Genomic DNA, 24,604 nt, shown 5'->3' with positions numbered 1-24,604 from the left:
CAACCAGCTACTTCGTCTTCGGATCGCCGTCAACTTTGTTGACGGCTTTCTTCGTTCCGGCCTTGGTCTTGTCGTAAGCCTTCACGGTGCCCTTCTTGGTCGCGTCCCAGCCGTCTTCGGTCTTATCAGCTACTTCGCTTCCGGCTTTCTTGGTTCCTTTTTGGGTGGCATTCCAGCCCTCCTCGGTCTTGTCGGCGACCTCGCTGCCGGCCTTCTTGGTTCCGGCCTTGGTTTTGTCGTAGGCCTTCACGGTGCCCTTCTTCACGCCGCTGCCGGTGCTCTTGGCAGCCTGCTTGGTTTCGTGGCCGGCATCCTTCATGTCCTGCGAGGCGGTTTGGGCGGTAAGCATGACTGGCAGCCCCGCGAGTACACAGGTTGCCAGAAAACGAGTCGTACGGTTCATGGGAAAATCTCCTGTATAGAAACAGATGTTCCAACGGTTGCTTTGGTTAGCCAATATCTTTTCAGGTCGTCTACTCAAGATTCATCATCGCGCATCTAACCTGCTGGTAGGCTGATAATTCGTATGCCTCGTAGATCGTCCCCCGCGCGGGTTCCTCACCGTTTTTTCAATCGCGACGAAAGCTGGCTGCGCTTCAACTGGCGAGTGCTGGAAGAGGCCCAGGATGCTCGCAACCCCCTGCTCGAACGCGTCAAGTTCCTGGCCATCACCGCCAGCAATCTGGACGAGTTTGTCGAGATTCGCGTCGCTGGCATTCTGCAGCGTCTGGAAGACGGTTACGTAACGCCCGCCACCGAAGCCGACGACGGCATGAGCGAACAGAACCGCCTGGAAGAGCTGAACCGCCTGATGCACGCCTTCGTGCATGACCAATACCGGTGCTGGAACGAGCAGCTTCTGCCGGCTCTTGAAAAGGCGGGCATCCGCGTTCTGGAATGGTCACAACTGGACGATACCGCACGCGAGCACGCCGAGCAGTACTACAACGACGAAGTTGACCCCCTGCTGACACCGGTCACCATCGACCCCGCGCATCCCTTTCCTCGCGTTCTGAACAAGGCGCTATGCATTGCCCTGCTGCTCCGCCGCAAGCGGAAGGGCTCCGCTCCGGCGCAGCCTGTCCTTGGCGTCATCACCGTGCCCCGCTCCTTGCCCCGGCTGGTCAAACTGCCCTGCAGCAGCGGATGCACCGAGTTCATCTTCCTGCATGACCTGATCGAAGCACAGGCGGAGCGCCTGTACCGCGGCTACGAGGTACTGGCCAAGACCGCCTTCCGCGTGACGCGCAACTCGAACCTCTACCTGCAGGAAGAAGAGACCCGCTCCCTGCTGGAGAGCGTGCGAAGCGAACTCCACAATCGCCGGAAGGGGGATGCTGTCCGCCTGGAGGTCAGCGAAGATGCAGATCCGGAGATCGTCGAACGGCTGCGCGCCAACTTTGAACTGGACGAGCGCCAGGTCTTCATGACAGACGGCCCCGTGAACCTCTCGCGCCTGATGAACCTGTACTCCGGCGTCGATAACGATGGACTGAAGTTCCCGCCCTTCCACGGCCGCGAGTACCGCCTTGACCGCAAGTCCGCCGACCTGTGGGAAGAGCTGCGCTCGAACGACATTCTGCTGCATCACCCCTTTGACACCTACAGCCTGGTGGAAGAGTTCATTGAAGCCGCTGCCGAAGACCCGGCCGTGGTCAGCATGAAGCAGACGCTGTACCGCACCAGCGCCGACTCGCCCATGTTTGCTGCCCTCGTCGACGCCGCGCAGTTGAAGGATGTTACGGTCGTTGTTGAGCTGATGGCCCGCTTTGACGAGGCCTCGAATATCCGCTGGGCGCGCACGCTGGAGGACGCCGGCGTGCAGGTCTTTCACGGAATCTTCGGCCTGAAGACACACTGCAAATTGGCGCTCATGGTTCGCCGCGATCCAGATGGTGTCGTGCGCCGTTACGCGCACCTTGGCACTGGCAATTACAACCCCGTTACAGCGCGTTTCTACTCTGACATCAGCCTTCTTACGGCAAATCCTGAGATCACGCACGGTGTTCAGGCCGTCTTCAACTACCTGACAGCCGAGGCCGAGGGCGAACTCTACCGTCCGTTGATGGTTGCCCCGCTGACGCTGGCGGACGACATGGAACGGCTGATCGAGCGTGAGATTGAGCACGCAAAGGCAGGCAGACCCGCACACATGATCGCCAAGATGAACGGCCTGCTGGACCGCCGGCTGATCGAGGCCATGTATCGTGCCAGCCAGGCCGGTGTGGAGATTGATCTCATTATTCGCGGCATGTGCGCCCTGCGTCCCGGAGTTCCCGGCCTCAGCGATCGGATCCGCGTGCGCTCCATCGTCGGCCGTTTTCTCGAGCACAGCCGCATCTTCTGGTTCCTGAACGATGGGAAGGACGAGGTCTACTGTGGCAGTGCCGACTGGATGCCACGCAACCTGTACGAACGTTGCGAGGCCGTTTTCCCGATCTACGCTCCGGAGATGCTGCGCCGTCTGCGCGACGATATTCTCGGCAGCTATCTACGTGACGATGCCAAGGCCCGCCTGCTGACGCCTGACGGCCACTACGTGCGCCCGTCGCAGGTCAGCAAACCCTTCAGCGCCCAGGATTACCTGATGCAGCTCTCAGAAGGTGCGAGCCCCCAGATACCGCAGGCTGAGGCGCCTGCGCCCCAGCCTGCAAGGCCGGTCCGCAGTATGAAGAAGAGCTAGTTCACTGTGAGCGAGAGCGTTGCTGTCTGCGTAATGGCTCCGCTGGTGCCCGTTATGGTCACGGTGTAGGTGCCCACAGGCGTCCCGGGAGTTCCGGTTGAAGCCGTACCGCCACCACCGCAGCCGTTCATGGCTCCGGCCGCGCCAAGTAGCAGCAACAAGCCCAGCAGAGGCATCATCCGACGGCGGCGAGGCCGCAGAAGGAATAACAGCCCGGCAAAGGCTACGCCTCCGAAAGCTGCGGGCTTCCAGTGTGCAAAGCTGCCCGTGCGGGATGAGCCACGAACCGTAGTGATATTCAACACGGAGACGACTCCCGGTGTCACGGTGGACGGAGACAAGCCGCAGACCGCTCCCGTAGGAGATCCGGAAATGCTGCAAGCCAGGGCCACGGAAGAGCTGAAACCGTTCACCGCAGTGACTGAGATATTCGCTGTGCCAGGAACTCCACGCGTTACCGTGAGCGACGCAGGAGAGGCACCTAACGTAAAGGTCGGTGCAGGAGTTACGGTCAGCGTTGCGGGTGCTGAGACCGAATTCTGATACGAACTATTGGAGGACGTGAAGACGGCATAGACCGTATGCGCGGCCGCGCTCAGCGAAGAGGTTGGTAAGGCATACGTTCCGCTCAGGGTTGTCGTGCTTCCAGCATTTACCCCATCCACGGTGAAGTTCACCGTGCCCGCTATGGTTCCCGGCGTCGTGCTGGTTACACCGTAGGTGGCGGTAACGTTGGTTGTGCCGATTGCAATCGACGACGGAGAAAGGCTCAGCGTGGTGGTGCTTACAGCAGGCAGGTAGATCGTCGTTGCCCCGGATGTTGATCCCAGATAGTTATTGTCGCCGCTGTACTGCACCGTGATGCTGTTCGGCCCGGTCGTCAACTGGCTGGCATTCAACGTGTAGGTTGCAGTCGCGTAGTTCAGTCCAGTTGCTGTGGAATAAGTTCCGGTGACAGCCACTGTGCCCAGCACGGTACTTCCATTCAGGATCGATACCGTGCCTGTCTGCAGAATATTTCCATAACTGGAACTTGGCACGGTGATATTAAGAACTGCCGTTTGCCCCGCTGACAGCGTGCTGGCGCCAGCCGTAAAGCTGGTATTTGTGGGGGACTTGGAGACGGTAAATCCGCCGCTGTTCGAGGTGCTTGCGTTGAAGCTGGCATCGCCGCTGTACGCTCCGGCAAAGCTGTAGCTTCCTGGCGTCAGGTCGATGGTCTGGATCTCTGCAACACCTTCGCTATTCAGTTTGTAGTTGCCCGTGCCATACGCAGCGCCATTGTTCTGCACTGCAATCGTTCCGGTCGGCGTGCCGTTGCACGGTGTGATCCCTGAACAGCTTGCAGCGGCAACGGTGAATTTAATCAGTGCGAGATACTGCCCATAGGACATGCTGCTCGCCGTACTGACGGCACCTGTAGTGACGTTATAAAACAGCGGTTGCAGTGCTGTTTTGCTGTTTTCCGGAGTTACGGTGAGGCTGACAGCATTTGAGTCCGAGGCGCCACGCGTCTGATCGCCTCCATAGTGCGCCGTTACCAGGTACGTGCCACCGGGGAAGTTATTGAAGTTGTGCGAATAGTTCCCTGCCGTCAGCGTCCCCTGGCCGACAGAACCATTGGTTGTATTGCCATTGATCGACACATCGCCGGTTGGCGTGCCGGAGCCGGAGGTGACCGTCACCGTTGCTGCCACCGGTGTTCCATGGGTGATCGTAGTCGGCGAAAGCGACAGCGTCGTGGCCGTGGCTGCGTATGTGACCGTTGACCAGTTATTCGCCAGGTTTGCGGCGTTTACTGTGCCAAGTCCCGTGGTCAGATCGAAGCCGGAGGTTGAACTGAAGCCGGAGAGAATGCCATAGGTATCCGCGCTATTTGTTAGCGAGCAGTTCGCCGATCCCTTGACGCAGGGAACGCTGTTGGTACCTGTCGTCACATCGTTAAAGTTACAGGCCGCATTTGGTGTCAAGCTGGAGTTACAGCCCGTACCCGCCGTGACCTGCCTGTTGAACAACGCATACAGGTTGTAGTTCGCGTTGCCCAGTCGTCCTCCACCATTCTTCTGCGCCACCAAGGCCATAATGCCTGCCATGGCCGGTGATCCCACGGAGGTTCCGCCTACGCCTAGCAGGTCGCTGTAGGGCGCCGCGATATTGCATCCGGCGCCGCTGGAAATCGCGTCCGCCTGGCAGATGATGTAGAACGCTCCTGAAAACCCGTTCGAGGCAAAGAGAGAGACATCCGGGAGATCCCGGACGTTGTCCGAAGGAACGCCACTGCCGGTCTGCCACGATGGCTTGGCATAACCACCCGTGCAGGTGGAAAGCGTATTGCCGGTCAGGCTAATGCAGTTGCTGCGTCCACCACCGCCACCGGTTGTGGTCAACAGTCCGTATCGTGTCTGCGCCAGAGAGTTGTTGCAGATGGTCTCCGCCGAACTTCCGGGAAACAGGCTGCTCAGCCCAAGTTGCTCATTCGTGCAGGTATTGTTCCAGGTCGTCTCCGGGATGTAGGCGGAGATGGACTGCTTGGTTGTAGTGTTGTTCCCCGAACCGAACTGGCCGTTGTCATCGAAGAAGGTCTGGAAGTCCGTACCGCCCACGGCTGTGCTGTAGGGGGTGGATGCAATCGCATTGACGGTCAGGCCGTAGCTGGCATAGCTCTTGTTCTGGTCGCAGGTGCCGGAGCCTGCGTCGCCTGCGGCCACCATGATGGTAATCCCCTGTGCCGCCGCCTGCTGCCACAGGCTGCTGTAAAAGCTATTGCCGTCTGTACCGGCAAAGAACTCGCAGATACCCCAGCTTTCGCTGATGATCGGCGCAAGGTTATTGTCGATGATGTAGAGCGCCGAGAGATCGATGCCCGCCGTTGTTTCTGTGCCCAGCGAAGAAACATAATCGATGGTTGCACCAGGAGCTGCCGCGCCCGACCATTGCACATCGATGTCGCCCTCAATTTCGTCGTCCAGGAAGCCTGGATTCGGGCCGTTGTGAAGGATATTCAGATATTGCGTTCCTGTTGGCCCGGAGGTATTGCCCAGCGGCAGACCAAACAGGGTGCGGAAGTTCACAAAATCCTGCGGATCAAGGTCAGATTGCCCCACGATGGCGATCGTCTGCCCGGTTCCGTCCACCGAGGTATTCCATAGTGGCTTCAGGTTGTAAAGCGTTGCGAAATCATACGGAGTCAGTCCCAGATACCGGGACCCACCCGAGGTAAACACATACTGCGAGGAAGGCCCGTTCCCGGTAGGCTGCAGTTTCCCGGTCTTCGCATCGCGGCGATACGCTCCGTAGTTCTGGCTGAAGGTGTGTCTCGGAAAGTTATTCAACGAGCTGAAGCCAGCCACCAGTGGAGCCAGCGCCGCTGGAATCAGCGGATCGGTCACGTTTGCCGTGCGCTGCTTGCCCAGGTACGAGAAGCGGTGCATGGAGAGACCAAAAGCCTGCCGTGCTGTTCCGGCAGATCCGGAAAACTCCACCGTCGTACGTCCCTTGCTGACGGAAACATTGCTGAAGCCGTGTGAGGTAAGCCAGCTTGTCAGCGTTGAGATGTCGGAATCTGATGCCCCGAAGCGCGCTCCAAACTCGTCTGGCGTCAGCCAGCGGTGGTAGTTGGCCGAGGTCTTGTCCTGCTGCTGATCGATCAACTGCTTCAGTTCGGTTTCCTGGTCTTCGCTGCGGCGCAGCGTCATCAGCATCCTGTCCAGGGACACAGCATCCCCTACGGAACCCTGGTCACTGGCGGAGTGCACCAGCGGATGAATGGTGCCACGCAGCGCAACACGGCGCGCATCGTTGACCGGCTGGGTGATCAGAGGCTTGGCACGGTTGGGGATCTGTGCGGATGCGGAGATGGAAACAAGGGCCAGAAAAGAAGCTGCAAAGCAGCGAAAGTTCAACATAAAAAGGCCTTTAGAGACGGATACAGCGACGGACGCGCACCGGGGGGATAACTGCGAATGCCATGATTTTCCGGCTACCCAAAGACTCTGTCAATCGCCGCAAATCGCCAGTGCCCAATTGCAGTCTTGAAATGGAACAAGGGCAGCCGAAGCCACCCTCGTCGCCAGCACGCGTCTTGCCTGCTTGCCTAATTCACAACAAACGTGACCTGCGAACTGTGGGAAGTCACCGTGGAGCTGGTTGAACTGCTGGTTGCCGTCACTGTAATGGTGTAGGTGCCCTTGGTGGTATTCGTCGTTCCAGAGGAGCCGGAACTGGAGCTTGAGCTGGCGGTATTGTTCGTGCATCCCGACATCCCCATCGTCAGCACAGCGCTGAAGCCGATCATCAGCAGTACAGGCAGACGGCGCTTGCGCGGCAGCAGGAAGCAAAGCAGACCCGCCACCATCACAGCACCTCCGGCGGCCAGTTCCCCACCCCGTGTCAACTTCGCCTGCTGGCTTGCGATGCGCGTCAGACCGTTGGTAGATCTGGCGCTCGACGAATAGGCGTAAAGAGTCAGCGAGGTTGTCGCGCTTCCCCCGCTGGTCAGAGTAACCGGAGAGGCGGAGAAGGTGTACTGTGCCGCCAGGTTGCTGGAAGTAGTTGAAGCACTAAAGCTGATAGAACCCGCAAACCCATTCACGGACGCTACCGTAAAGGTCACCGGGCTGGCCGTGCTGCCGGAGGCGACCGTGACCGTTGTGCTGGCAGGCGTCAGAGTAAAGTCTGCCGTGCTCGTGGAAACCACATCGATTGTGGCCGAACCGAGCGATCCGGTATACGTCGTGTCTCCGGTGTAGGAAGCCGTGATCGTGTGATTGCCAGAGGACAAGGAAGCAGTCGCGACAGTTGTCGAAGCCGTTCCTGAGCTAAGTGTCAGCGCCGAGCCGGTCGCCGTGCCATCCACCAGGATCTGCACCGTGCCGGTGGGAGTTGTTGTAACGCCCGACGTGCCAGAGGCAACCGAAACCGTGACCGTCACCGTGTTTCCGGCCGTCACATTGGTGGGCGTGGTACTCACCGTCGTTGTGGAGGTGCTGGAACCGCCCGAGGAGAGTGGGGATACCGCACTCCAGTTTGTGACAAGGCTTGAGACATCCACCGATCCCCAGCCTGTTGCCAGATCGTAGCCCGTGGTTGCGCTGTAGCCGATGCTGGTCGTACCGGCTGGGCAATCCGTCGTACCGCTCTGGCACGGCATTTTGTTATCGCCGGTCGTAATGTCGTGGAAGGTCGCGCTGGAATAAGCGCTATTGGCCAGCGCATAGATCGTCGGGTTGGCATTACCGATTCGTGAACCTGTCTTCTGCTCGATGAGAGCAAGAATGCCGGCAAAGATCGGTGTGGAAACCGAGGTTCCTCCATATGAGGCCAGGTTGCTGTTCGCATCCCGATATCCGTTGACGCAGTAGGTTGTGAGGCACACCAGATATCCGTCATGGCTGGCGGCTGCATTCAACGAGAGATCCGGAATGTCGCGTACGTAATCTGCGGGCACGCCCGTGCCGGTTTGCCATGTTGGTTTGGCAAAGTAGTCGCTCTTGCCTCCGCCTCCGCCTGACAGGCCATACGTCGTGGTGTATTCGTTCCACACCGCCTCAGGAATGTAGCTCAGGGCGGAACCCTGGTTGGTGCCGTTCGATGCGCTCCAGTAGGTGGTGGCGCCGGTCGTGCTGCCTTCGTTGAACATCGTTCCGCCCATCGCAGTCACGTAGGGCGACGAGGCCGGAAAGTCCACTGCAAGGCCGTATTGCGCCTGGGTCACAACGGTTGAACCGCCGTTGTAATCGCAGTCCGTTGCACCGGAATCCCCTGTCGGTCCAACGATGGTCTGACCCTGCGCATTCGCCTGGCGGAAGAGTGCGTTGTAGGTGTTCAGTGCGCTCTGGCCCCATCCCGACTCGCACAGGCCGTAACTGATGCTGATGATCGGAGCCAGGTTGTTATTGATGGTCTGCGTCAGCGAAGTGCCCACGACATCCTGCGAGTAGACATACAGGATGCTCGCCGAAGGCGCCGCTGCTCCGGACCACTCCACGTCGAGCATGGCTTCTCCCAGATCGTCGGTCACGGTGCCGGGGGAGGTGCCGTATAACCGCAGTGTGGGCGCGTTGGTCGACAGCCCAGCAAGGCTGCGGAAGGTCGCTACCTGAGTGGTATCAATCGCGGTCTGGCCCATCACGGCCACGGTGACACCGGAGCCATTCGTCCCGCCCGTCACCAGTGAATTCATGTTGTAGATGGTGTACAGGTCACCGGGAGCGATGAAGTGGCTCCCGGAAATAGACGAGGTATAGCGGGGCCGTGCATGTGGCTTCAACCGAAAGTTATCCAAACCGGTAATCCCCGAAACGACCGCCTGCAGGCTGGCCGGAAGCGCGGGCTCGGTCACATTCGCAAACCGGGTCTCGGTACCAACCTTCATCGTATGAATGGAGGTCTGAAAGGCGCTCTCCATGGCAGTTACGGAGCCGCTGACCGTAATGAAGTTTTTCCCTCGCGCAACCTCGGTGACGGTCAACCCCTTCGACGTGAGCCAGGTTGTTGCCTGGTCAAGGTCGCTCTGCGACATGCCAAACTGTGCACCATACTGCTCCGGCGTAAGCCACTGGTGATATCGCGGCGAGTTCGGGTTCTGCTGGTCCTGCAGAAGCTGCGTCAGCGCAGTCTCCTGCGCCGCGGTCATGCTGAACCGCAGTGTCACCTGCTCAAGCTGCTGATTGCCGGCCATCTCGCCAAGGTCGGCCGCGCTGCGTACCCGCGGCGAGACGTTTCCCGACAGAGAAACGCGCTGACCATCGTTGATGGAGGCGATGCGGCGCGTTGGCTGGGCTGCAAATAACGCCGCGCTTTGTGCAAGAAACAGGGCCGCTAACGAAAGAGCGATGGAACGTACCGAAGGCAATTGGGGTGATCGCATACACCAGTCCATTTCACCCCGCGCACGGCAACGACGGACATGCAGGAGCGCACATTTGCGTGCGGCCAGTGAACAACGGGTCGCCTCGTACAGACGGGAAATCTCAAAAAAGGTTTCGGTTGGTCTGGTAAATCCTTTTCAGCTACTGAACTGTCACCTGGTAGGTCGAGTTATGCCGGGTCTGGCTAACTCCATCCGTGCCAGAGAGTGTGATCGTCAGTAACTGGGAGCCATACGGTGTTCCGTTGTTAGAGGATCCACCCCCGTCGACGCCATCCGAAGACACCGTGGCGCATCCACTGGCAGTGATGGTCATCAGTACCGCGCACATCACCAGCAACAGGCTGATTCTGCGGCGGCGGCCCGGCATGGCAAACCACAGAACTGCCGCCAGCACGGAACCTCCCGCTGGAACACGCCACGGCATGCCGTGGTTCATGGCTGTTGCCGTGTTCGCCGTCGTTGTTACAGTCAGCGTGCTGGTGCCGCTCCCGCTCAACGTGGCCGGGGCGAAGGAACAGGTCATCAATGCGCCTGGGGGCGGAGTGCAACCCAGGGTCACTGTTCCACTGAAGCCACCTGTGCTGGTGACCGTGGCAATTGCCTGGCCGGATTTCCCCTGCGTTACCGTCAGCGTCGCAGGATTGAAGGTGACCGCGAAGTCGCCGACCGTCACCGTCAGAGTGTTCGATGTAGAGGTCTTATAGTTCGTGTCTCCGGCGTAGATGGCATAAAGACTATTTGTCCCAGCCTTCAGCCCTGTCGTCGAAATGGTTGCAATCGACTGCGTGGTTCCATTTGCAGTCAACGTCGCCGTGCCCAGCGTCACCACTGTTGTTCCCACCGTGCTGTAGAAGGTCACCGTTCCGGTTGGTGGCGCCAGGGTCGAGGAGGCATTCGTTCCGCTCGCCGTTGCCGTGAAGATCACATTGGTTCCGTTGACCACCGTCGTGCTGGATGCGGAAAGCACAAGCTGAGAGTCGACCTTTGTGGTCACAATCGCCGTCGATGCCGAGGTGCTGCCAAACCAGTTGGTGTCACCGGAATAGACCGCAGTGATGGCATGCGTGCCGGAGCCCGTTAGTGATACCGTCGCTGTCGCTCCGTTTGAGGCTACCGGAGCCGTGGCCAGGGTCTTCGTGCCATCGAGGAAGGTCACCGTGCCTGTGAAGCTATAGGTTCCCGTCGCATTGCCCTGGTTGGCGATGGCGGCCGTCAGCGTAATGCTGTCGCCGGCCATCGCCGAACTTGTGCTCGCGGTTACTGTGGTCGTGGTCGATCCCTTGGTTGCGGTAAACGACAGCGTCACGGTATTGCTGCAGGTAAAGGAGTTTGTCGCGGGGCAGGAAACCACGATGGAGTACCGGCCTGGCTTCGGCACATTCACCGTGATGGTGCCGGTGCCGGTGGTGACGGTGCCTGTATAGGTTGTGCCGTCCAGGACCGCCTGCACCGTACCATTCGCAGCCCCCGAGGTCACAGCAACGGTTGCCGTGATGGTCGCCGTGTAGCCATAGGCTCCGGTCGTCGGAGAAATGGAAGCGGTCAGCGTGCCGGTCTGAGGAGAGATCGTGACCACAATCGCCGAACTGCTGGACGCAGCGAAGTTCGTATCGCCGCTATAGGTGGCGGTGATGTTATGGGTGCCAGAGGTCAGCGTCGCGCTGGAAATGTTGACCGTTCCATCCGTACCGATAGTGCCTGTACCAATAACGCCGTCCTTCGACGAGGTCAGCGTAACCGTTCCGGTCGGCGTGCTGGTGGATGTGGTGGACGACTTCACCGTCGAGGTGAAGGTGATGTTGGTTCCACCGGTGACCGCATAGCTCGATGCCACCAGGGCTGTTGTTGTCGCGGTTGTGCCAGTGGTCGCCTGTACGGTGATCGCAGAAGAGGTTGCAGAGGCATAGGTTCCGTTGCCGGAGTAAACCGCCGATACGCTATGTGCCGTTCCGGCTGCCAGGATCGTCGTATACGTCGCTACACCGTTGGTCAGCGTACCTGTACCGATCGCTGTGCCGTTATCCAGGAACTGGACCGTTCCGGTGGGTGTGACCGTTGCCTGCGGTTGAGCTCCACGGGCAGAACTCGTCACCGAGCTGACCGTCGCGGTAAAGGTTACGGACTGGCCGGCTACCGGCGGGTTGGGGGTGGCAGAAAGCGTGATCGTGCTGGTCGTTGTGCCTGCAGATGTCGATAGGGAGCCCGACGTGCTGTTGTTGTAGACGGTATCACCGGAATAGGACGCCGTAATGACATGCACGCTGCCGCTTGCCAGCGTGGTCGAGAACGTAGCCTTTCCGCCGGATAGTGTCCCCGTTCCGATGATCGTTCCGTTATCCAGAAAGTCTACGGAGCCAGTGGGCGTTGTCGTCACGGAAGCACTGCCTGAGGCGACCGTTGCGGTAAAGGTCGTAACGGAGCCTGTGACCGGAGGATTTGGCGAAGAGGTCAGCACGGTTGCGCTGGCGGTCTTGGTTGCTCCGGGAGTAATCGAGAGCGTGTATGGGTTCGGGCAGGTAAAACTGCTATCTCCGCTGATGCAGGAGACCAGCACCGTAAAGGTGTTCTTCTCGCTCACCGGATATGTGACCGAAGCCGTGGATCTGGTCGTCGTGCTTCCAGCGGCCGTCAGCGCTGCCGAATATGCCTTCTGATCGGTTGTTCCCTGCCCCTGTACGGTCACGGTTCCCGTAGGATTCCCGACACCCGAGGTACCCGCAACCGTGACGGTAATCGTGGCATTGGAACCATACGCAGCAGTCCCGTTCAGAACCGCAGTCACACTCGCTGACTCTGGCTGAACAGAGACGGTCGCCGGTGCCGGGGTGGTGGAGGTCGCGAAATTGATGTCACCGGCATAGGTTGCGTTGAAGCTGTACTGCCCGCCGGCCAACTGCTTGGTGGTGTAGGTCGCCTTACCGGAAGAATCCAGCGTCGCGGTGCCAATTGTGCCCGTTGAGGAACTTGAGAAGGTCACCGTTCCGGTCGGAGTCAGCGTACTGGCTCCGGAGGTCACCGTTGCCGTCAGCGTGAAGCTCTGACCATGCGTCGGAACGAAGGTGGACGATGTGATCGATGTATTGGAGGTAACGTTGCCGTTTGAAGGCGTCATCGTCATCGAGGCGGGCGAAGTGCAGGAATAATTGCTGCTGGCCGGCGTGCAGGAGACAAGGATCGTAAACGGAGAGGTCTCGTCCCTTCGCATGGGAAAGCTGATGGTCGCGGTCGATTGCCCGTTCGTGCTGGAAGCCGTCAGCGTGCCGGTATAGGTGTTGGTATCGGAAACACCCTGCGCCTGGGCGCTGACAGTTCCCAAGGCATGCCCCGTGCCGCTGGTCGTAGTTACGGTGACATTGATGGTCGCATTGCTTCCGATCACCGCAGATCCGCTCTGGCTTGCGGTTACGATCAGCCCCTGCGGAACCACCGTATTGCCCGATGTCCCCGACGAGGCTGCGTACGTGGAATCCCCGGCATAGCTTGCTGTGAACGTGTGGTATGCAGCATCCAGCGTGCTGATGGTGTACACCGCTTTGCCGGTTGTATCCAGGCTTGCATTGCCCAGAGTCCCTGCCTTGTCACTGATGAAGGTTACGGCGCCGGTCGGTGTACCGCCCGTGCCTGTCACGGTCGCGGTCAGGGTCAGTGTGGAGCCATAGGTCACTGGGATGGGGGATGTGATCAGGGTCGTCGAAGAGGTGGAGACGCCCAGTGGCCACACCTTCAGAAGCTCGTCTGTATTGACCGTGCCCAGGCCCGCAAGCGCCGTCCATGTCCCGGTCGCAACACCCTCCGGCTCGGTAAAGACCTTCGGAAGTACCGACAACTGGTAGAGCGTCGCATTGATATTCCCCAGCCGTCCGCCGCTGCGGCTGACCAGTTGCTGGACCGTGGTGCTGAAGTCCGTAGTAGCGATAAAGTCCGGCACGGCGCGCAGGCCGTCCCCCGGTAGCCCAGGGGCTACCTGCCAATCCGGCCTGGTCTGCGATGCCGTCAGAGCATCGCTCAACTGGGCGGACGCAATCACGGTCACCTCTGCGTAATCAGCCGAGGTATCCGACAGCACGGTGATGCCCTGCGCATTCGCCTGCTGCAACAGCAGTTTCCAGTCCTGCTGGCCTGCCTGAATACTTTGTACCGCGAGCACAGCCGAAGCATTGCTGTCGACCTTAGCCTCTGCCGTTGCCAAAGGCGAGCTATCCAGATCATCCAGCCCCGAAACAGCGCCAATCACCTGCGGCGCGGTTTCCGGCAGAGAAAGATCGCCGACGGTGACAACATGCAAACTGCCCGCAACCTGCGCCTGGCGAAGGTCTGCGGCAAAGAGATTCCTCGCGATGGCCACGGTAGAAGTGGCCTGCAGCAACGTGTGTGCGGCGTTCGTGCCGGTTATATGCACACCCTGGGACTCAAGCCATGCAGTCGCCTGGCTCACCTCGGCATCGGTCGCACCAAAGCGCGTGGCAAATTCGGCGGGCGTAAGCCAGTGGTGATAACTGTCGGAACCGGTTCGGGTCAGGTCCGTCAAATACTGCGCAAGCGCGCTTTGCCGTGCGTCGTCCGTGGTCAGCGCAATCGAAATATGACCAAGCGGCGCTGAAGCGGCAGCAGAGCCCAGCGTCGCCGTCCCAGTGGGCAGCAGCGTCGTGGCGGAAGGCAGGGTGCGACGCACTTGCTGCGCCTGCAAACCTGCGGAAAGAACACACACCAACGCACAAACCTTCGCGCACTGGCGGACAAGAGCCTGAATTTTCACTGCCATAGGGACCGCCTTGATTCTCGCCGGTTGAAACGGGAAAGGCAATAACACTTCCCGGGTTACCTGGAGGTGACTAAAGTGGGAGCCGTGGTACGCTTTCCGCGTGTCGACTTATCTGGAAGAGTCCTTCGCGCAACTGAAAGTTTTTGAGAATGTCGTCCGCTGGATGTACCAGGACACGGTGGGCAAGGTCACCGTCGGCGCAGGCCTGATGCTGCCGGATGCCCAGACAGCCGCGCACCTGCCCTTCCAGTACGACAATCGCCCCGCGACAACACAGGAGATTGCCGTCGACTTCCGCCGCGTCGCCTCCATGGTGAAGGGCAAGGCCTCCGGATACTACCGCAGCGCCATGTCGGTCCTGCTGACGCTGGAGGAGATCGACGCCCAGCTCCGCGCAGCCGTCATGACCCTGGACCAGCAGCTGCGCAAGAATATTTCCACATGGGATGCCCTGCCCCAACCCGCCAAGCTGGCCCTGCTTGATATGGCCTATAACCTGGGTCTGACAGGGCTGCTGAAGGGCTACCCGAAGATGCTGAAAGCCGTAGTCAGTGGCGACTGGCAGACAGCTGCGGCCGAAAGCCATCGTAATGGCCCCCCTGCTGCCCGCAATGACTGGACCAGCAAACAATTCCTGGCCAGCATCACCGTTCCTTCCATCACCGCGGAAGCCGCCCTTCCAGCCTCAGCCAAGTCTGCTCCGGTCATCCTGCCGATCGAACCGGTTATGGAGACCAGTCATGCTGCCGGAAAGACAGCGAAGAAGGCTGTGGCCAGGAAAGCGGCTAAAAAAGCTGCCAGCAAGACACCCAGCAAGGCCGCAAAGAAAGCAGCCGCCAAACCGGCAAAGAAAGCTGCACGCAAATCTGCAAAAAAGCGGGTCTAACCTTCGACCCTGGCTAACCGTCCCACGCCCATATCCACTATCGTTGCAGTATTGAAGAGGTTGGAGGTTCCATGTTGCATCGCATGAAAGCCGCGCTTGCGGCCGTTGTCCTTTTTGCCGGAGTTGCCGCGGCGCAGGATCTGGCGAGCTTTGAGAAGCGCACCACGGTCAAAGTGCTGCCCAACGGCATGACCCTGATTGTTTGTGAGCGCCCTGAAGCGCCGGTCTTCAGCTTCTACACGCTGGTAGACGCCGGCTCGGCGGATGATCCCCAGGGAGCCTCCGGTCTGGCGCACATGTTTGAGCACATGGCTTTCAAGGGTACCAGCGAGATTGGCACCACCAACATCACTGCCGAGAAGGCCGCGCTGGCCAGGGTGGAGGCCGCCTACTCCGCCTACAACCTGGAACAGCGCAAGCTGGTCGGCCAGGATCCGAAGAAGCTTGCGCAACTGAAGGATGCCTTCGACGCAGCCACGAAAGACGCGCAGCAGTACGTCATTCCGAACCAGTTCTCTGAGATCGCAGAGCAGAGCGGAGCCGTTGGCCTGAACGCCTCTACTGGCGAGGACAAGACCGACTACTTCTGGTCGATGCCCTCCAACCGCCTGGAGCTCTGGGCCTACCTCGAAAGCAGCCGCATCGCCGACCCCGTCCTGCGCGAGTTCTACAAGGAGCGCGACGTCGTGCAGGAAGAACGCCGCATGCGTATTGACTCCGCTCCCATTGGCCGCATGGTGGAGCAGTTCCTCGCCGCCGCTTATACCGCGCATCCCTACGGCCGCAGCGGCGTCGGCTGGCCCAGCGAGATAAGCCAGGTGACCGCGACCGAGGCCGAGGAGTTCCACAAGAAGTATTACGTGCCTGCCAACATGGTTGTGGCTGTCGTAGGTGACGTGAAGAGCGCCGAAGCCATGCCGATCCTCGAGAAGTATTTCGGACGCATTCCCGCCGGCCCCAAACCGCCGGAGATGACTACGGTCGAACCGAAGCAATTCGCCGAACGCACCGTCACCATCCGCGAGGCCACGCAGCCTTTCTACCTTGAGGGCTACCACCGTCCTGACTACCGCGACAAAGATGATGCCGTGTACGACGCCATCACCGACCTTTTCTCGAACGGCCGCACGGCGCGACTCTATCGCTCGCTGGTTCGCGACCAGAAGATTGCTGCCGCAGCAGCCGGATTCAGTGGCTTCCCCGGCGAAAAGTATCCCGGCCTGTTCGCGGTGTACGCTGTTCCCGTCCCGGGCAAGACACCCGCACAGCTTCGCGACGCCATCCACAAAGAACTTGACCGTCTGAAGACGGAAGATGTTTCCGACGCCGAGCTGGCTATGTTCAAGACACGCGCCCGTGCCGATCTGCTGCGCGGCCTTGCCAGCAACCAGGGGCTCGCGTCGCAGCTGGCCGAGTACCAGACCCGCTATGGTGACTGGCGCGAGCTCTTCCGCCAGTTGGATGCTTATGACAAGGTAACCAAGGCGGACATTCGCCGTGTCGCCAACCAGTTGTTTGTCGAATCCAACCGTACCAGCACCACCATTGAGTTCACACGGCCCAGCAAGCCCACACCCGCCGCTGCTGCTCAGGGAGGTGCGCAGTGAAAACCATCCTCCGCGTAGCTCTTACTCTTTCTCTTGCTGTACCAGCTCTTCCTGCGCAGACCGCCCAGCCATGGGCCAAAATCCCCACGCCGCCGCTGCATGAGTTCAAACCCGTACAGCCAAAACGGATCGACCTGAAGAACGGCGTCATCATCTTTCTGCAGGAAGACCATGAACTTCCCTTCATCGACGGCAGCATCAACGTCCGCGGCGGATCGCGTGAAGAGCCTGCCGCCAAGACCGGCATGCTGGATATGTACGGTGATGTATGGCGTACCAGCGGCACCGCCACACTCGACGGTGACGCCATGGACGACATGCTGGAAGCAAAGGCCGCCAAGATCGAGACCAGCTCTGACCTGGACTCCACTGGTCTTTCCTGGAGCAGTCTGAAGACCGATTTCGACACCGTCTTCCCACAGGCAGTCGACCTGTTACTGCACCCTGCCTTCAAGGCCGACAAACTGGAGCTTGCCCAGCAGCAGATGGCTACCGGCATCGCCCGCCGCAATGACGATGCCAGCGGCATCCTTGCACGCGAGGTGGCCAAGGTGGTCTACGGCGGCAGCAGCCCCTACGCCCGTCAGGCCGAGTTCTCCACGGTACTGGCCGTCACCGTCGATGACATGAAGCAGTGGCACGACAGGACCGTTGTCGGCAGTAACTTGATGGTCTCGGTCATTGGCGACTTCGACTCCGCCACCATTGAGAAGAAGCTGCGCGATGTCTTCGAGAAGCTGCCCAAGGGCGAGCCCACGAAGTCCTACAAGGGCGATTTCCCAGGCCCCAAGCCCGGCGTCTACTTCATCAACAAGGACGATGTGAACCAGTCCAACATCTCCATCGCCGGCCTTGGCACCCTGCGCAACAACCCGGACGTTTACGCGCTCAGTGTCATGAACGAGATCTTCTCCGGTGGTTTCGGATCGCGGATCGTGCAGTCCGTCCGAACGAAGCTTGGCCTGGCCTACTCGGTTGGAGGAGGTTACGGAGCCAGCTACGACCACCCGGGAACCTTTCGTGTGCAGGCCGGTACCAAGAGTGCCAGCACGGTTGCGGCCACCAAGGCGATGCTCGATGAGATCAACCAGCTCAAGAGCGTTCCTCCCACGGAGACCGAGCTGAAGAATGCCAAGGAGCAGCTGCTGAACTCCTTCATCTTCCGCTACGACTCGCGTTCGAAGGTGCTGAGCGAGCAGGTCATGCTGGCCTTCTACGGCTACCCTGCCGACTACCTGGAGAAGTACAAGTCAGCGATCGAGAAGGTCTCGGCCGCGGATGTCTCCCGTGTCGCGGCAAAGTATATCGACACCTCAAAGCTGGCCATCGTTGTCGTTGGCAACGGCGGCGACCTGGGCGACTCGCTCAAGCAGCTCGGTCCGGTCAACAACGTCGATATCACCATCCCGCCGCCCCCGGCAGGCATGGGAAACTAACACTCCACGGCAAAAACGGGTCCTTGGCACGAGGAAGGACCCGTTTTTGCATCTCCCGCGTACTCCCCTCTCCATCTATCATTCCCAACATGAGCACTCCCACGTTCGCCGTTGCCATTATGGCTGCCGGCAAAGGCACACGCCTGAAGTCCAAGCGCCCCAAGGTGCTGCATGAAATCGGTGGCAAAGCGCTTCTGCTGCACGTCATCGCCGCCGCGAAACAGGTTGTCCGGCCCGGCGACATCTACGTCATTGTTGGCCACGAGGCCGACAAGGTAAAGTCAGCTGTCTCCGCCGAAGGAACACACTTCGTGCTGCAGGCCGAGCAGCGCGGAACCGGCCATGCCATCCAGCAGGTCAAGGCCTTCTTCGCCGCCTCCGACATTACGCCGCCCGATCATCTGCTGGTGCTCTCCGGCGACGTACCGCTCATCCGTCCGGAGACCATTACAGCCATCCGCGACTTTCACCTTGCACAGGATGCCTCCATGACAATCCTCACGGCCGTGCCGGAAGACCCCACAGGCTATGGACGCGTCATCCGCCGTGAGCCTGGCTCTTCCGAGGCGCTTGCCATCGTGGAGCAGAAAGACCTGAAGCCTGAACAGCGCGATACACCCGAGATCAACTCCGGCATTTACGCCTTCCGTACAGCTTCCCTCTTCACGCAGCTCGACAAGCTGAACGCCAACAACGCACAGGGCGAGCTTTATTTGACCGACGTAGCCAGCCTTCTGGTCGGCTCAGGAGAAAAGGTTGTAGCCCTTGAGGCGACCGGGGGGGTGGACGAGGTGCTCGGAGCCAACACCATCGCCGAGATGATGTACCTGGACGAGGCGATGCGCATGGCCACCGCGCGCCGCCTGATGGCTCAGGGTGTCACCATCTTCCGACCGGAGACCTGCGTCATCGACTCCTCGGTACAGGTTGCGGCAGACACCGTTCTCGAGCCCTTTGTGCAGTTGCTCGGCAACACTGTTGTCGGCGGCGACTGCCGCATCCGCTCCTACTCGGTCGTGCAGAACTCAACCATCGGCGAGCGTGTCATCCTTCGGAATGGCTGCATTCTCGATCAGGCGACCGTGGCTAACGGAGCCATCCTCGGCCCTTACGCGCACTTGCGCCCTGAAAGCCATATCGGCGAAGGTGCACACGTCGGCAATTTTGTTGAGACCAAGAAGGTAACGCTCGGCAAGGGCTCGAAGGCGAACCACCTGACCTACCTGGGCGATGCGGTCATCGGCTCCGGAACCAACATTGGCGCGGGCGTGATTACCTGCAACTACGACGGCGTCAACAAGCACCAGACAACCATCGGCGATAACGTCTTTATCGGTTCTGACAACGCCCTGGTGGCACCGGTGACCATCGGTGACGGCGCCATTACCGCCGCCGGCTCCATCATCACGGACAACGTCCCGGCCGGCTCGCTGGCTATCGCACGTTCCCGCCAGGAGACAAAGCCGGGCTGGGCTGACGAACGGCGCTCCCGTCTGAAAAAAAACTAGTCTTCCCGCTCAAGTCCTGGTCTCCTCTGCCGATGCAGGCAACTGTACGGCAAGGAGACCAGCATGGCTGCCCGACGTATCCTGATTGTCGACGATAACCCTTCTGTGCGGGAGATGCTCCGCGATGTTCTGAACGGTGGAGGTCTGCTGACCGTAGAAGCCTCCAGCTGCCAGGAAGCCCTCCGCTTTATGGAAGATGGGGCCTCCACTATCGACCTCGTCATTGACGACCTGGATATGCCGGCCCTTTCCGGAATCGACCTGCTTCGCACACTGCGCCGCAATTACCCGTCGCTTCCGGTCATCATGCTTTCGGGGGTGACGGACACGCGGCTGATGATGGATATCATCCACATGGGTGCGGCCGACCTGGTTGCCAAACCACTGCGCTCCAACGGACTGCTGACCGCTATCCGTTGCGCCATCAGCGCGCGGCTCTGTCCGCCCGCATGGCGCGAATCGATGGCCTGAGCTATTTGCCGCCGTACACAGCCCGGTACATCTCACGGTTGCGAAGAATCGCCTGCACATACTCGCGCGTCTCGGTGTACGGAATTGCTTCCACAAACTCCGCCATGTCGCGGTAGTCATTCGCGGACATCCACAGGCGCACGGGAGTATCGCCAGCGTTGTAGGCGGCCAGCGCATACTCCACCTGCCCGCCGAAACGATCAATCGTCTGCCGCAGGTACATGGTGCCCAGCCGCAGGCTTGTTGGCGGCTGCAGAAGGTCATTCGTCGCAAACTTCTTGATCCCGTCTTTCTTCGCCAGCGACTTGCCGACGGAGGGCAGCATCTGCATCAGCCCATATGCATTCGCATGCGAGACCGCGCCGGGGTTGAACTCCGACTCCTGCCGGATCAGCGAAGCCACCAGGTACGGATCAAGTCCATTGCGCGAGGCGTTTGCTGTCAGATCATTCCAGTACGGCGTCGGGAACAGCAGCTTCCAGTAGCGCTCCGGAACATCTTCCACGCGATACGCGAAGTAGGACGCTCCGCTGCGCTTCATCGCCTGCAGGGCACGCACATACTCGCCAAACGAGGTGTAGATGTCAGCCTGCGCCAGTGTGCCCCATTGCGAACTCGTCGGGCTGGCCTGGATCTCCGGAGCGATGTACTCATTCAGCGCCGCATTTGCCAGCAGACGGGCCTTGATCAGATGCGTATCGTTCTCCGGCAACGTATCAATCAGGTCCGGCACCTGCGGTCCACGGACAGAAGCCAGTGGAGCCGCTGCTGCCACGACAGGCTGCTGTCCCAGTACGCTGAGCCGCTGGCGCGACAGCATGGCGTAGTAGTAGTTCGGGAAGCTTGCGGCCAGAGTGCGGTAGTAGTTCGCCGCCTGCGGCAGATTGTGCTCCTGCTCCTCGTACATGCGTCCCCGCCAGTACAGGGCGGTGGGCGTCTCAATGCCTGTGGGATAGCGAGTGATCTGCTCATCCATCAGACGCGCGGCTTCAGGATAGTTCCGCGTGCGATAACTCAGCCAGCCGGCCCGCCAGTGTGCGGAAGGTCCGTAGGTGCTGCGTGGAAACAGGCTCACAAGCTGGCTGTAGTAGCTGGCTGCCGTACCATACTCATGCTTGATCAGGTACATATTGCCTGCCGAGTACAAGGCCTCTTCCGTCCACCGGCTGCGCGGATAACGTTGGGTTAGTTGCCCGACAAGGTTGCCATGCTGGTTCGTGTCATTGGCACTGCGGGCCAGTTCCGCCAGCAGGTAGAGCTTCAGCGCTGCGGAGTCATCATCGGTCTGCGGCAGGCCTTCAGCCTCTCGCTTGGAGAGACGTTTCAGCTTGAGATCGCACACGGCAGCATAGATATCGAGCGCGTCGCGGTCCGAGGGGCTTAACGACGGGTTGTTCTGGATGCTGTGATACTCGTCCGCCGCATCGGCATACCGCTTCGCGTTATAAAGCTGGTCGGCGTGAATCTTATGCTCGGTCGCGGTCAACGGGGTGCCCATCTGCTGCAACTGCACTCGTGCCTGCGTGGCCTCATAGCTCAGAGGCAGCAGCGTGTAGAGACTGCGATACATTGCCGCAGCCTGGTTGGTGCTCCCAGCAAGCTGCCAGGCACGCGCCTGGGCGTAGCGGAAGTCCGCATGCGATGCCAGGGGGGTGTTGGCCTGCTGCCCCAGCACCCTCAAAGCACCTTCCGGGTCATTCTGCTGCAGGTATGCATTAGCCAGCAGCACCGGCGCATTGCTTGCAAAGATCGATCCCGGGTGACGCTTGGCAAAGCCATCCAGCAGGGCGTAAGCATCACTGCCGCGGCCTCCCTGCAAAGCTGCCTGCGCCCCAAGGTAATCGGCATAGTCATCCAGGGCCTCCCCGCGCTGAGCCGCCTGTCGGAAGGCGTTATAGGCATCGCCAAACCGCTTATCCAGCATGTAGGCGTGGCCAATGGCCAGCCATGCGGTTGCGGAGGCTTCGCCGGTATGGCTGTTGGCATAACCCAGAACTCCGCTGTAGGCTGCCGCGGAACGGCCCGCATTGAGCTGCTGCGCCATGGACCGCAGCTGAGACGACGCCACAAAGGCGCTGGTCAGTTTGCGTGACTGTGCGGTGGGCGGCGGGCTTACGACCTTCTTCCGGCCCTTCACTGCCGGCCTGGCAGATGTTTTCCCGCTCGTGCTTTTGGCCGCAGCGGGTTTTGCCGCCGACTTGGCGGCAGGCTTCTTCGCTGCCGGTTTCTTCGTCTGGGCATAGCTCAGACCGGCGGACAGCGACAACAGGAAAAACGGCAGAACAACAGCAAAACGGCGCAAAATCATCGGCTTCTATCGAAAGTATGATGCGATCCGGGGCGAAAATTTCTGCCCGTCGAGTCTTCCGCATCTACGGCGATACCCCTACCCCATAGGACAACCCGGATATCGTGTTGGTTTAGTATGGGATTATCAAATTCTTCCCCGGTAATGGCCATGGGCCACCGGTCCGGAATCTGCTTAAGAAAGCTTGCACCAAAATGCCGACAACAGCCATCCAATCCCCAGCAGTAGAAGAAGAACATCCGGATGTCGCACTTGTTGCGCGCGCCCGGAAAGGAGATGCGGCAGCTTTTGAACAGCTTGTCCGGCAATATGACCGGCAGATCTTCCGGGTAGCGCAGCACATCACCCAGAACCGCGAGGATGCGGAGGACATTGCGCAGGACGTCTTCCTCAAGGCCTACGAAAAGCTCGAACAGTTCCAGGGAAACTCGAAGTTTTCCACGTGGCTGGTTCGAATCGCGGTCAATGAGAGCCTGATGCGGCTCCGCAAGCGGAAGACAAGCAGAACAGTTTCCATGGACGAGGATGTCCAGACCGAAGAAGGCGCAATCCCCCGCGATTTCGCTGACTGGAGCCCGAACCCCGAACAGATTTACGGGCAGTCCGAGCTGGGAGACATTCTGAAGAAGACGATTCAGGGCCTGCCGCCCGGGTTTAGAACAGTGTTTACGTTGCGCGATATCGAAAATCTTTCGACGGAAGAGACGGCCGAGGCGCTGGGGCTGAGTGTTCCCGCGGTGAAAAGCCGCCTGCTCCGCGCTCGCCTGCAGCTTCGCGAGCGTCTAAGCCGGTATATGAAGCAGCCGGAAGGAGCAAAGCTGTGACCTGCACAGAGTTTCTGGCCAAAATGACCGATTACTTCGATGGCACCATCGCCCGCGAGCTGGAAGCGGAAGTACGCCAGCATATGTGCGAGTGCAGTCACTGCGAGGTGGTCGTCAACACCACCCGGCAGACGATTTCGATCTATCGCGATACGGACGTCTATGAACTGCCTACCGATCTTCGCGAACGTATGATTGCGAACATTATGAGCAAGTGCCGCGGCAAAGACTGCGCGTGACGCAGACTCCCACTTTTTTGTCATTTACTTCCAGTTTTCTGCGGCCTATTCTCGACGGGTACAACAGCTCCTTACCTTTCCCGCCGGGATACGTCGTTCATGGGTATATCCAATCGCAGGGTCAATGACCCTTCCTTGACGCGCCAGCGCGGCCTCTTCAGCCATCCTGGAACGCTCTTCGTCGCCGCCATGGCGATCCTGTTTTCGGCCTACATCTTCAATGTCGGCGGACTTCAGACCAGGGCCAACGCTTCCTTTGACAACTTCAATCAAAGCGCGCAGTCGCACAACGACTCCGCCGTGCGACTGACCATGCAGTTGGCTCCGCCGGCAGCCGGACTCGTCGTCCTTCTGCTCGTCTACTGGGCACTGAAGACCATTGCCCGGGGTATCCGCCGGCTGGGCAAGGAAGCCCGCCTCTCCTCGCGCGACTCGCAGACCCAGGATGAGTTTTGCGATCTCGCCGCCGAGTCCGGAGTAAGCCGCAAAGTCGCCACGCATACCTATCGCGCTCTGCAGCAGTATTACCACGGCGATGTCCGTTCCCTGCTCCATGACCGCCTGCGCGAAGACCTCCACATGACGGAAATCCATGTCTACAACACACTCTCCAACCTGCTGCATCGCAGCGATCGGAAGAAGGACCTGGATGGGGAAACCGGCACCGTCCTTACCGTGATTGACCTGATGCAGTTTGTGGAGAAGGCTCCCCTTCAGTTCCTGACACACTCAGCGGCAAAACGTGTTCGAGGAGACCAAGGCAAACCGGAGGTGGTGCGTACGGCTGCCATGGGTGAAACCCGTATGGTCAAGCCGCTGCACAAGCGCTCCGGCCTTATGGCTGCAGTCAAGAATATCTCCGGCATGCGCAAAGCCGCTGCCGTACAGAAGCCTGTGGAGCCACGAGACCCCGTGGCTCGCCCCGTCAATCCGCCGGTTGCCGTTGCCGGGGGACGCGAAGTGAAACGTGACATCACGGTGCCGCGGGACTAATCTGTCTACAGATCAA

Annotated in this window: 14 protein-coding genes; 9 read left to right on the top strand and 5 right to left on the bottom strand. The window is 59.9% G+C overall.

Annotated features, from left to right (window positions below; genetic code table 11):
- Positions 1 to 7: 7 nt before the first annotated feature.
- Positions 8 to 403, bottom strand: a complete 396-nt coding sequence (locus OHL13_RS06180; RefSeq protein WP_263409260.1) for a hypothetical protein — start codon at positions 401 to 403, stop codon at positions 8 to 10.
- Between the two features lie 123 nt (positions 404 to 526).
- Here OHL13_RS06180 and ppk1 point away from each other — a divergent pair, with 123 nt between their 5' ends.
- Positions 527 to 2,683 carry a polyphosphate kinase 1 gene (gene ppk1, locus OHL13_RS06175; protein WP_263409259.1) on the top strand — a complete coding sequence of 719 codons (2,157 nt, stop codon included), beginning with the start codon at positions 527 to 529 and terminating at the stop codon, positions 2,681 to 2,683.
- Here the strand turns inward: ppk1 and OHL13_RS06170 are convergent.
- The 3 genes from OHL13_RS06170 to OHL13_RS06160 form a co-directional block, all read right to left on the bottom strand.
- Positions 2,680 to 6,588, bottom strand: coding sequence for an Ig-like domain repeat protein (locus OHL13_RS06170; protein WP_263409258.1), 3,909 nt, complete (start codon positions 6,586 to 6,588; stop codon positions 2,680 to 2,682). The genes ppk1 and OHL13_RS06170 overlap by 4 nt on opposite strands.
- Before the next feature lie 188 nt (positions 6,589 to 6,776).
- On the bottom strand, positions 6,777 to 9,551 hold the full coding sequence (locus tag OHL13_RS06165; RefSeq protein WP_263409257.1) for a protease pro-enzyme activation domain-containing protein: 2,775 nt from the start codon (positions 9,549 to 9,551) through the stop codon (positions 6,777 to 6,779).
- Between the two features lie 142 nt (positions 9,552 to 9,693).
- The gene (locus OHL13_RS06160; protein WP_263409256.1) at positions 9,694 to 14,316 is read right to left on the bottom strand and encodes an Ig-like domain repeat protein; all 4,623 of its coding nucleotides are present in this window, start codon (positions 14,314 to 14,316) and stop codon (positions 9,694 to 9,696) included.
- Positions 14,317 to 14,416: 100 nt separating this feature from the next.
- On the opposite strand from OHL13_RS06160, the gene OHL13_RS06155 reads away from it, so the two are divergent.
- The 5 genes from OHL13_RS06155 to OHL13_RS06135 all read left to right on the top strand — a co-directional run bounded on the left by OHL13_RS06155 (position 14,417) and on the right by OHL13_RS06135 (position 20,224).
- Entirely contained in the window at positions 14,417 to 15,202 is a 786-nt protein-coding gene (locus OHL13_RS06155; RefSeq protein ID WP_263409255.1) for a lysozyme family protein, read from the top strand.
- A gap of 71 nt (positions 15,203 to 15,273) precedes the next feature.
- Complete coding sequence (locus OHL13_RS06150; protein WP_263409254.1) at positions 15,274 to 16,809, top strand: M16 family metallopeptidase; 1,536 nt, start codon at positions 15,274 to 15,276, stop codon at positions 16,807 to 16,809.
- A complete protein-coding gene (locus OHL13_RS06145; RefSeq protein ID WP_263409253.1) occupies positions 16,806 to 18,245 on the top strand; it encodes a M16 family metallopeptidase in 1,440 nt (479 codons plus the stop codon). Before OHL13_RS06150 ends, OHL13_RS06145 begins: the two co-directional genes overlap by 4 nt.
- An 89-nt stretch (positions 18,246 to 18,334) precedes the next feature.
- Entirely contained in the window at positions 18,335 to 19,753 is a 1,419-nt protein-coding gene (gene glmU, locus OHL13_RS06140) for a bifunctional UDP-N-acetylglucosamine diphosphorylase/glucosamine-1-phosphate N-acetyltransferase GlmU (RefSeq protein WP_263409252.1), read from the top strand.
- A gap of 63 nt (positions 19,754 to 19,816) precedes the next feature.
- A complete protein-coding gene (locus OHL13_RS06135) occupies positions 19,817 to 20,224 on the top strand; it encodes a response regulator (protein WP_263409251.1) in 408 nt (135 codons plus the stop codon).
- 1 nt (position 20,225) lies between these two features.
- On the opposite strand, the gene OHL13_RS06130 is transcribed toward OHL13_RS06135, so the two are convergent.
- A complete protein-coding gene (locus tag OHL13_RS06130; protein WP_263409250.1) occupies positions 20,226 to 22,526 on the bottom strand; it encodes a lytic transglycosylase domain-containing protein in 2,301 nt (766 codons plus the stop codon).
- A 200-nt stretch (positions 22,527 to 22,726) separates the two neighbouring features.
- Between OHL13_RS06130 and OHL13_RS06125 the strand changes: the two genes are divergently transcribed.
- The 3 genes from OHL13_RS06125 (at position 22,727) to OHL13_RS06115 (ending at position 24,588) form a co-directional block, all read left to right on the top strand.
- The gene (locus tag OHL13_RS06125) at positions 22,727 to 23,356 is read left to right on the top strand and encodes a sigma-70 family RNA polymerase sigma factor (RefSeq protein WP_263409249.1); all 630 of its coding nucleotides are present in this window, start codon (positions 22,727 to 22,729) and stop codon (positions 23,354 to 23,356) included.
- The gene (locus OHL13_RS06120; RefSeq protein WP_263409248.1) at positions 23,353 to 23,595 is read left to right on the top strand and encodes an anti-sigma factor family protein; all 243 of its coding nucleotides are present in this window, start codon (positions 23,353 to 23,355) and stop codon (positions 23,593 to 23,595) included. The genes OHL13_RS06125 and OHL13_RS06120 overlap by 4 nt, the downstream gene beginning before the upstream one ends.
- Positions 23,596 to 23,694: 99 nt before the next feature.
- Entirely contained in the window at positions 23,695 to 24,588 is an 894-nt protein-coding gene (locus OHL13_RS06115) for a hypothetical protein (RefSeq protein ID WP_263409247.1), read from the top strand.
- Positions 24,589 to 24,604 lie beyond the last annotated feature (16 nt).

The organism is Terriglobus tenax, from assembly GCF_025685395.1.
Lineage (GTDB): Bacteria > Acidobacteriota > Terriglobia > Terriglobales > Acidobacteriaceae > Terriglobus > Terriglobus tenax.
The sequence above is the reverse complement of the archived record's forward strand: the minus strand, read 5'-3'. Positions and strand labels throughout refer to the sequence as shown.

What these genes read in the sequence shown, in the direction of transcription:
- OHL13_RS06135 (WP_263409251.1), top strand. Translation starts at nt 19,817, where the DNA reads ATGGCTGCCCGACGTATCCTGATTGTCGACGATAACCCTTCTGTGCGG.
- OHL13_RS06125 (WP_263409249.1), top strand. Translation starts at nt 22,727, where the DNA reads ATGCCGACAACAGCCATCCAATCCCCAGCAGTAGAAGAAGAACATCCG.
- OHL13_RS06165 (WP_263409257.1), bottom strand. Translation starts at nt 9,551, where the DNA reads ATGCGATCACCCCAATTGCCTTCGGTACGTTCCATCGCTCTTTCGTTA.
- glmU (WP_263409252.1), top strand. Translation starts at nt 18,335, where the DNA reads ATGAGCACTCCCACGTTCGCCGTTGCCATTATGGCTGCCGGCAAAGGC.
- ppk1 (WP_263409259.1), top strand. Translation starts at nt 527, where the DNA reads ATGCCTCGTAGATCGTCCCCCGCGCGGGTTCCTCACCGTTTTTTCAAT.
- OHL13_RS06180 (WP_263409260.1), bottom strand. Translation starts at nt 403, where the DNA reads ATGAACCGTACGACTCGTTTTCTGGCAACCTGTGTACTCGCGGGGCTG.
- OHL13_RS06150 (WP_263409254.1), top strand. Translation starts at nt 15,274, where the DNA reads ATGTTGCATCGCATGAAAGCCGCGCTTGCGGCCGTTGTCCTTTTTGCC.
- OHL13_RS06160 (WP_263409256.1), bottom strand. Translation starts at nt 14,316, where the DNA reads ATGGCAGTGAAAATTCAGGCTCTTGTCCGCCAGTGCGCGAAGGTTTGT.
- OHL13_RS06170 (WP_263409258.1), bottom strand. Translation starts at nt 6,588, where the DNA reads ATGTTGAACTTTCGCTGCTTTGCAGCTTCTTTTCTGGCCCTTGTTTCC.
- OHL13_RS06115 (WP_263409247.1), top strand. Translation starts at nt 23,695, where the DNA reads ATGGGTATATCCAATCGCAGGGTCAATGACCCTTCCTTGACGCGCCAG.